Raw genomic sequence first — 1,345 nt, 5'->3', positions numbered from 1 at the left:
GATACCGTTGAAAAACTCCGCCATTGCTGTCGCATGGGCGCGCGTGATTCAATCCTCTGACCGATTTGCGGAGGATTAGGCGATGATGGGATGTCAGACGGCTCCGGCACAACTCTTCTACGACTTCTGCCTCGATGATCACGTCCCTGCAGATCATCTGCTGCGCGGGATCGATGGTCATCTCGATCTCGACAGCGTGCGAACGCAGTTGAAGCCGTTCTATAGCAGCACAGGTCGCCCGTCTGTTGATCCTGAGTTGATGATGCGGATGCTGATCGTGGGCTATTGCATGGGTATCCGGTCAGAACGGCGGCTCTGCGAGGAGGTCCATCTCAACCTTGCCTATCGCTGGTTCTGCCACCTCGGGCTGGACGGGAAGGTGCCGGACCATTCCAGCTTCTCGAAGAACCGTCATGGCCGGTTCCGGCAGAGCGACATCCTGCGGCACCTATTCGAGACGGTGGTGGAGCGCTGCCTTGCGCAAGGACTGGTGGGCACTGAAGGTTTTGCTGTCGATGCAAGCCTGATTGCCGCCGACGCCAACAAGCAACGTTCGGTGCCTGGCGCGGAATGGGAGGCCAAAGACGATGCCAGCCGTTCCGTCCAAGAGTATCTTGCAGTTCTTGACGACGAGGCATACGGCGCCGCCTCGCCGGTGACGCCGAAGTTCATCTCGTCGTCCGATCCGGCAGCTCAATGGACTGGAGCTCATAAAGGTCATGCCTTCTTTGCCTATGCCACCAACTATCTGATCGACACTGACCATGGCGTCATTCTCGATGTCGAGGCGACGCGCGCCATCCGCCAGGCTGAGGTCGGCGCATCACGGACCATGATCGACAGAACCGAGAGCCGCTTCGGACTGAAGCCAGGCTATCTGGTTGCCGATACGGCTTATGGTTCTGCCGACAATCTCGCTTGGCTGGTCAAGGAAAGGGGCATCGCGCCGCATATACCGGTCTTTGATAAGTCGAACAGGACGGACGGGACCTTCTCGCGTTCAGACTTCACTTGGGTCAGCGAGGATGATCTCTACATCTGCCCGGCAGGCAAAGAGCTCAAGCAGTTCCACCGAACCTATGCAACGCCCAGATCGGGGATCACGAGTGAAGGGACGCGGCTCTATCGTGCCAGTAAAAAAGACTGCGACGCCTGCGAGCTCAAACAGCGTTGCTGCCCGAATACGCCTGCGCGCAAAGTGCCACGCGATCTCAACGAAGATGCCCGCGATGTCGCCAGAGCGATTGCCGCCACACCCGCTTACGAGCGCTCCCGGCATCGCCGCAAGAAGGTCGAGATGCTCTTTGCTCACCTCAAACGCATTCTCCGGATGGCGCGTTTGAGG

The 1,345-nt window shown here is 58.7% G+C and carries 1 protein-coding gene; it reads left to right on the top strand.

From position 1 onward, the window contains the following. Nucleotides 1-82: 82 nt before the first annotated feature. Nucleotides 83-1,345, top strand: a 1,263-nt coding sequence (locus F2P47_RS17500; RefSeq protein WP_152217681.1) for a transposase, incomplete at its 3' end; no start/stop codon positions are given.

Origin of the sequence: Parvibaculum sedimenti (assembly GCF_009184905.1) — a bacterium.
Classification (GTDB): Bacteria; Pseudomonadota; Alphaproteobacteria; order Parvibaculales; family Parvibaculaceae; genus Parvibaculum; species Parvibaculum sedimenti.
The sequence above is the reverse complement of the archived record's forward strand: the minus strand, read 5'-3'. Positions and strand labels throughout refer to the sequence as shown.